The organism is Nocardia sp. JMUB6875 (genome assembly GCF_041154655.1).
Classification (GTDB): Bacteria; Actinomycetota; Actinomycetes; order Mycobacteriales; family Mycobacteriaceae; genus Nocardia.
Map to the genome: position 1 here is coordinate 1 of NZ_BAAFGR010000256.1, position 7,710 is coordinate 7,710.

Annotated in this window: 6 protein-coding genes; 1 reads left to right on the forward strand and 5 read right to left on the reverse strand. The window is 69.0% G+C overall.

Annotated features, from left to right (window positions below; translation table 11 throughout):
- Both ACAM49_RS36950 and ACAM49_RS36955 read right to left on the reverse strand, forming a co-directional pair.
- Positions 1-451, reverse strand: a 451-nt coding sequence (locus tag ACAM49_RS36950) for a GNAT family N-acetyltransferase (RefSeq protein WP_369640175.1), incomplete at its 3' end; no start/stop codon positions are given.
- Positions 448-1,287, reverse strand: a complete 840-nt coding sequence (locus ACAM49_RS36955) for a GntR family transcriptional regulator (RefSeq protein ID WP_369640176.1) — start codon at positions 1,285-1,287, stop codon at positions 448-450. The genes ACAM49_RS36955 and ACAM49_RS36950, both read right to left, overlap by 4 nt.
- Positions 1,288-1,480: 193 nt before the next feature.
- On the opposite strand from ACAM49_RS36955, the gene ACAM49_RS36960 reads away from it, so the two are divergent.
- Positions 1,481-1,993 carry a DUF4254 domain-containing protein gene (locus tag ACAM49_RS36960; protein ID WP_369640177.1) on the forward strand — a complete coding sequence of 171 codons (513 nt, stop codon included), beginning with the start codon at positions 1,481-1,483 and terminating at the stop codon, positions 1,991-1,993.
- A gap of 90 nt (positions 1,994-2,083) precedes the next feature.
- On the opposite strand, the gene ACAM49_RS36965 is transcribed toward ACAM49_RS36960, so the two are convergent.
- The 3 genes from ACAM49_RS36965 to ACAM49_RS36975 form a co-directional block, all read right to left on the reverse strand.
- On the reverse strand, positions 2,084-3,901 hold the full coding sequence (locus tag ACAM49_RS36965) for a protein kinase (protein WP_369640178.1): 1,818 nt from the start codon (positions 3,899-3,901) through the stop codon (positions 2,084-2,086).
- The gene (locus ACAM49_RS36970) at positions 3,898-5,016 is read right to left on the reverse strand and encodes a hypothetical protein (protein ID WP_369640179.1); all 1,119 of its coding nucleotides are present in this window, start codon (positions 5,014-5,016) and stop codon (positions 3,898-3,900) included. The genes ACAM49_RS36965 and ACAM49_RS36970 overlap by 4 nt, the downstream gene beginning before the upstream one ends.
- Positions 5,017-5,172: 156 nt before the next feature.
- On the reverse strand, positions 5,173-6,564 hold the full coding sequence (locus ACAM49_RS36975; protein ID WP_369640180.1) for an AAA family ATPase: 1,392 nt from the start codon (positions 6,562-6,564) through the stop codon (positions 5,173-5,175).
- Positions 6,565-7,710: the final 1,146 nt, after the last annotated feature.

Here is a 7,710-nt window from a genome sequence, read left to right on the forward strand (position 1 = left end):
GGTGGAAGCCGGCGCGGAGGTAGTAGGCGTGTAGGGCGGGGTTGGTGGTCCAGGCGTCCAGGCGGACCCAGGCGCGGTGGCGGAGGTGGGCCAGGTGGGCGGCGTGGGCCAGGAGGGATTCGCCGATGCGGAGGCCGGCGTAGCGGAGGTCGACGATCATGTAGTGGATGATCACGGCGTCGGCGAGTTCGCCGGGGGACCAGAGGTTTTCGTCGGCGCGGTCGTTGACGGTGATGGTGCCGGCGGGGTCGCCGTCGACCTCGGCGATCCAGGTCTCGCCATTGCGGACGGCGTGGGCCACGGACCGGACGAAGGTCTCGATGGGGAGGCCGCGCCCGGCCCGGGTCCACTGGTCGCTCCCGCGTGCGGCCAGCCAGCTCGTACGTTGCAGCCGGAACCGGGTGATGGTTCCTAGATCAGCGAGACCGGCCGGACGCAGGTGCGGGGTCATGGCGCGCCGGGTAGCAGGGAATTACCGAAGGAATGGGAATTTCCGGGCGGATAAGGCGAGCCCAGAGTTTTACGAATAATGTCCGTTCCCTTGTCGTCACCCAATTCGTATGCCAGCCGGTTGCGGGCAGCAGTGGAACGATGCCGCGTCACTCGGGTGACGCGTTCGTGGTTGGCTCCGATACGCAAATGATCGAGCAGAATGGTGCCCGGACCGACCCCCAGCAGCGCCGCCTCCTCGGTGGTGGCGGGCCGCGCCACCACCGTGTCGCGATGCGCGGTCTCGGCGAAACCCCGCTCCGCGAGCCGGCGCGTGGTGCCCTCCGGAATGTCGTGCGGAGCGTCGATTCCGGTGGCCTCGGCCAGATCTCGCGGATAGAAGCTGACCTCCCACGACCACGGCTCGTTGTCCAGGTACTGCATGATCGTGCGGGACACCACCCACTCGTCGCGCTCCACCCCCAGCCAGTGCGCGACCTCCGAACTGGCCGGTTCCATTCTCGCACTGAACTGTTTGGACGGCTCCCGGCCCGCCGCCCGCGCGATCTCTGAGAAGATGTCCTGTGCGGCCTTCGGTCTGTCCGGCCGAATATGGTTCGTGACAACCGATTCCAGCACTTCCTGACTTCGCACGATGGTGCCTCGGGAAGTTGCTGTGTAAACCAGGTTTTCGGCGACCAGCAGTTGAATTGCGTTGCGGGCCGTCGTAATCGAAACCTGCATCTGCTCGGCCAACTCGTTGTGACTCGGTAGTCGATCGCCCGGTTCCCACTTGCCGGCGCGGATCTCCTCGCGGAGGAGGTCTGCGATCCGTTGATATCTCGGACCGTCCGCCATCTCGCTCCTCGGTTGTTGCTTCAAGGCTGTGAAGTCTACTCCGGTGGTTCTACTGTCGTGTAAGGCTTGACAGCAGCATTCTGAGGTTTATTGTAATGAACGTCCTGAATGCGGTGTTGTTATACGTCGAAGAACGCGAGGCAACGTGGCAGGTTCGGAGACATCAAACACGGTCGTTGTGGCATTGCCCGACGTGTCCCCTTCGTATGCGGACATGGAGGCGCGGCCCTCGGCCTCGGGCCTAGCGTCGACGGCCCCGGGCCTATTACCGACCTCCGACCTACTCCTGCGCGCTTGTCGCGGGCACCGGGTCATCGGCGGACCCCTGCTGTGGTTCGCCCACGACCTCGCGGTGCTGCACGAGCGGCGGATCGTCGGGCGCGGCGGCATCGGCGCGGAATCCGATCCCACGGCGATCATCGAAAACAAGCGCCGCCGAATCGAATTGGTCATGGCCATTGACGACTGGATCGTGCGCTCGGTTCCCCAGCACCGGCTGGGCGCGACCCTGCACACCGAAACGGTCGGATCGGTCATCGATCGGCTCGCCGAGGCGTCCGTCCGTGCCCATCACGCGTTGATGACCCTTGACGCGAATGATGAAATGTTGCACGGCGCTTGGCACCATTTAGCTGAATTGTCCGACGCCTACGACGATCTCGTGCGCGACGTACTCGCCGGGCGGCGGCGGCTGCCCGCCTGGTAAAAACAAAACACCTGCGCGGTCCGGGCCCGAGGGTGGCCCGGACCGCCATCTGTTTTGCCGGAATTCAGCGGCGCCGGTCCGAAATGATGATCATTTCGGCAAACGTGGAATCGCGTCGGCCAACAGTTTTTCCGCTTTGCCGCAAGCGTCCGGTGAATTCGACAGATCGGACACGGTGAGCTTCAACTGCTCCGCATTGTCCTTTTCGGTCGGGCGTACCAGATAGGTCAGATAGCAGTCGTTGGCCGAACGCGCGCCGGTGACATACGCGGTGAATTCACCGGTTCTAACCGTTTCATAGGTCCACTCGCCACGGTCCGGCCGGGACTGGTCGACCAGGTCGACCCGCACCCAGCCGGAACGGCCCACCGTCGTGCACGCGTGCGGCGTGCGCTGATGGTCGGTGAGCTCGCCCGCGACCTCGCGGATCAGGTTGTCCCGCACCGCCGTACACGGATCCAGGCGCAGCACCGAACCCGGCGGCAGCTGCCGCTGCGGCGCGAACTCGGTGAGCTGCTGGACCACGGCCACCAGGGCCTGCTCGGCCGCGGTGCAGGCGGCGCCGGGCTGGGCGGCGGGATCGGTCTCCTCGGCCGACATGCGCAGCGCCACGGCATCGCCGGACTGGGTGACGACCACGTTGTCGCATTTGTTGTCCGCGGCGCCCGCGCTGAGGATGGGCGCCCAGGCGACGGTGCGGCCGGTCGGGGTCAGCTGGCCGACGCCGATGGCGTGGTCGGGAATGTCGAAGGTGTAATGGACCTTTCGCTGCGCGGCATCGGCGACGGTGGTCGCGCAGCCGCCCTCGGGGGTGGCCTGCGGATCGCCCGTGCGGGTGCCCAGCTTGCCCGCCACGGCCTTGTCGAGGACGGCGCAGACATCCAGCAGGCGCAGTTCGGCGGCGGTCAGGTCCAGCGCCGGATTGGTGCGCGGCTGGGCGTGTCCGTCGGTCTGCGCCGAGCGTGTCCACCCGACCGCCACGCCGCCGACGACCAGCAGTCCGACCACGCCCGCCGCCGCCCAGCCGATGGTGCGGCGGCGCTGACCGGCCAAGCGCGCCAGCTGATCCCGGTAGCGGGTCTCCTGCTCACCGCTCGAGGCCCACCATTCGGCGTCCACCCGATGCGACTCCAGGAAGTCCAGAACCTGTTGCGGCCACGCGGATTCCGTGGGTATCCGCTCGGCCTGCTCCAGCATCTGCCGCGCCGAGGGGCGATGCGCGGGATCGGCGGCGAGGCAGGATTCCACGAGTTTGCGGAGCGAATGCGGGACCGCCTGCAAATCCGGCGTAGCGGACACGGATCCGGTGGCGGCCAGGAGCAGCAGCATGCCGGCCGCGTAGAGGTCGGCGGCGGAGGTCACCGGCTGGCCCTCGGCCTGCTCCGGAGCCTGGAACACCGCGGCGGTGGGATCGGGTTCGGCGCCCGGCGGGCGGGCGATGCCGAAATCGATGAGGCGCGGGCCCTCCGGCGTCACGAGGACATTGCCGGGCTTCAGATTTCGGTGCACCAGGACCGCGCGGTGCACCTCCAGCAGGGTGGTGGCCAGACCTGTCGCCAGCAGGCGCAGGCCGGACAGCGGCAGCGGGCCTTTCTCCGCGATCACCGTCGCCAGATCCGGGGCGGGCAGGTACTCGGTGGCCAGCCACGGCCGGTCGGCATCCAGGTCGCTGTCCACCACCGCGCCGATGTGCACGCCGGTCAACGGCTTACCGGTCTCCAGCTCCCGCTGGAAGCGAGCCCGGAACTCCAGATCCTCGGTGTGCGAGCGGGGAATCTGCTTGACCGCCACCAGCTTTCCGGTCGGCGTCCGGCCCAGCAGCACCCGGCCCATGCCGCCGCGGCCGATCACGGCGATCATGTGGTGCGGGCCGATCCAGCGCGGATCGTCGGGCAGCAGCGCCTTCATCGCGCACCCGCCATGATCGCGTACTGCGCGGCCGCCAGCTGCCGGATATCGGTCTCGGTATTGCTGTAGACCACGGCGACGTACTCGCCGCGCGTCACCACGCAGCGGAACCGGCGGGCCTGCACGGATTTCGGGTCCGGGCGGGCGGCCGCCGAACAGCGGGCGCCGGGAAGATCGCGGGCATTACGCATCCAGGTGTACTCCGAGTTCTCCGGGTCCTCCGACAGCCAGTCGGCATACGACGTGGCGGCCTTCGAATCCCGCATCCGATACAGGAATTTGTTGTGGGACACCGCCAGTGCGGTCACCCCGTTGCCGGAAAAGGCGGTGAGCTTCCGGGCGGGCTCGGGGGACAGCGCGGCGTAGGCGCGGATTCCGAAGGCGGCGAAGGTCTTCGGATCGGCGATCGGGTCGCCGGTGCGCACCAGGCGGGTCAGCAGGCCGTCCGGGTCCAGGGGGACGGTGGCGGGGTCCGGCACCGCGGCGGTGTCGAAACCTGCCAGCTGATCCTCTTGCTTGCGATAGGTGGTCGCGATGATCGCGGCCAGCTGTCCGGGATCCGGGACGGGCAACTCGACGTAGACCCGGATCACCACGTTCTTCCAGGCCTTCACACTGCCCAGCGACGGGTTCTCCGGCCTCGCCTCGGTATCGAGCCTCGCCATCTCGGTGGCCGCCGCGGCAGCGGTCCGCTCGTCGCGGAAAGCGGTGAGGGACACCGCCAGATACTTCTGCGGACCGGCGGCACTGTCGGCACGGTTCGCGGCCGCGAGGCCGAACGAGCCGACCACTCCGAAGGAGACCGCGATCGCGCGCTGCCGGGGGGAGAGCGCGGTCTCGTGCAATCCCCTGTCGTCGGCGGACACGCCGCCGCCGCGCGCCGTCGTCAGTTCGCTGTCGATATCGGTAGGGAAAACGATGTGATCGGCCAACCGCAGCGATTCGGCGAAAATACCGCGGCCGCGGCTCGGCGTCCGATCGAAGTCATTGTCGCCGGGGACGGTCGAATACGGACCGAAATCCGGCGGGGGAGCATCGTTCCCGCACGCCGCGACCAGAATCACCACCGCCACACCCATTCCGGCCACGGACCATCGCCGGAACCACAGACGCATGCGTTAACCCTCATCACCGGACAGCAGCGGGCCGCCGAACCATCCGAACCCGCACCGCGCCGAACCGACCGGCGCGAGCCACAAATTAGCACCGCTTCGGTGCCGTGTCATGTGCGAGCGAGGGGGCTGAACTCGCTGCCGCCGAACGGATTCGATTCAGCCCCGATAACGGCGGTGGTCGGCGGAGAAATCGTCCGCGACCGTCGCCGCCAATTCGACATAGGCGCGCTTGACCGGCTTGCTCAGGCGATGCAGATCGATCTCCGCGCCCTCACCGAGATGCGCGTCGTAGGGGATGATGTGGACCGCGCGGCAACGCGAGAGGAAATAGTCGCGCAGCTGGTTGATTCCGACATTCGGGGCGCCCGGGCGCGGCAGGTTGATGACCACCACGGCATTGCGGACCAGGTGGTCGTGGCCGTGCAGCGACAGCCAGTCCAGGGTGGCGGCCGCACTGCGCGCGCCGTCGATGGCCGAGGACGAGATCAGCACCAGCGAATGCGCCAGATCCAGCACACCCGCCATCGCCGAATGCATCAGGCCCGTACCGCAGTCGGTGAGGATGATGTTGTAGAAGCGCTGCAGGATTCGCGCCACCGCGCGGTATTCCTCCTCGCTGAATGCCTCGGACGCGGCCGGATCGCGCTCACTGGCCAAGACCTCCAGGCGGGAACTGCCCTGCGAGGTATGGCGGCGCACATCCGAATAGCGCTGAATGTGTTCGTCCAGCAGCAAATCCCGCACCGTCGAACGAGTCTGCAAAGGCACCCGCTGCGACAGCGTCCCGAAGTCCGGGTTCGCATCCACCGCGATGACCCGGTCACCGCGAATCGACGAGAAAATCGACCCGAGCCCCATAGTGGTCGTGGTCTTACCGACCCCACCCTTCAACGACAACACCGCGATCCGATAATCGCCCCGCACCGGCTGCCGAATCCGCGCCACCAACTCCTGCAGCCGCCGCTCCTCCGCCGACATGCCAGGATTGATGGACCCGCCCGAAATATGGTGCACGGCCTTCCGCCACCCCGAGCCGGGTGCCTTCTTGGCCCTGCGCACCTGCACGTCATCCAGCGAAGGCGCAGGCCCGCCAGGCCCATTCGCCCCCCACTGACCGGGCTGCCCGGGAGCTGCACCGTACTGCCCAGGCGCACCGTACTGCCCGGCGGACGCACCGTACTGACCGGACGCACCCGGCCCGTACTGTGCCGGAGCACTCGGCCCGTACTGCTCGGGCGACCCCGGCCCATACTGGCCCGGCGCACCCACGCCCGGCTGACCCGCCTCCCCGTTCGGCCACTGGCCGACTCCGGGCGCAAGGTTCGAATTCTGTTCCGCCCCACCGGGGTAACCGGCGGCCTGCTCCTGCCCAGGCGCACCCGCCGATGCCTGCCCGGCCTCGCCGGACCCATATTCACCCGAAGTCGTCGAAGGCTGAACCGGCGCGACCCAGGGACTCTGGAAATGCTCACCGGTCGCATACCCCGGCTGCTTGGCCTGCTGCGGCGCTGCCGCCCAAGGCATCTGCCCCGGCGGAGCCCACGGCATCTGCCCGGGCGCGCTCGGAGCGGGCTCGCCCGATGCGCCGCCGCCGACTTGCGCTGCGCCCGAACCGCTCTGGCCCGGTCCGACCCAAGGGCTCGAAGCAGGCTGGCCGGTGTGGTGTTCCGGGGAGGCTAGGGGGCCCTGCCCCGGCATGCCGGGGACCGGGTGCGGGTCGTGGGCCTGCTGCCCCGGCCCGGCCCAAGGGTTCGGGGTGGGCTGGTCCGGGTGGCCGGGAAGCTGTTCGTGAGGGGGCCGGGGGGACTGCCCCGGCTGGGACCACGGCATCTGCCCGGGTGCGTTCGGCGCCGCGCCCTCGGGTGCGTTACCGCCGAATTGTCCTGTGCCAGGGACTTCTTGGCCCGGGGCGGCCCAGGGCTGACCGGGGCCGTTCATGCCGGGGAACTGGCCGTTCGCCGGTTGGCTGGACGGGCCTTGAGCCCAATTCTGTTGTGCCGGATCGGGCTGTCCAGGAGCGGCGGGGATCGTGTGCCGACCGGTCAGGCCCGCGGCGGCAGCCTCGGACATGGGGGCGTTGGCCCAGGGATTCGCGTCCGGATCGGCGTCGTCCGGGCCGGGGGACTGGGACCACGGATTCAACTGTGGCGGAACGGCTCCCGGCGCTTGATCGGCGGCCAGCGGAGAGGCGGTCGAATCAGGGGCGTGCTGGGCATGCTCGGTGCCGGGAATCGGACCGGGGACGGGTGGGGCGGGTGGCGTCCGCTGGCCGTCGCCGGGCGCCTGCGGGCCTGGCGGAATGTTCGGGGCAGCGCCGAACCCGTGCGGGCCGGGCGCCTGCGGCGTCGAACCGGTGCCCTGCGGGCCTGGGCCGGGGACCTGCGGGATGGGGCCGGAACTGTGCCGACCTTCCTCGGAAGAGGTCGGCGTCAGGCCGGGGCCCGGCGGCGGTACATCCAGCGCGCGGTGGCGGCCGGGGACCATGGGCTGGTCGAAATCCGGGTTCGGCTCGGACTTTTCGGCATTGCCGGAGGCGGCATCGTCGGCGTTGGGGGACAGCGGGGTCGGGCCGTCGAGGGCGCCGCCGAGGCTGGCGAGTTGGGCGTCCAGCAGGTCGTGGGCGGCGGCGGTGGTGGTCGGGACCGGACCCGTTGGCGGGGTGATGATTCCGTCGCCGGTCGCGTCGAGGTCGCC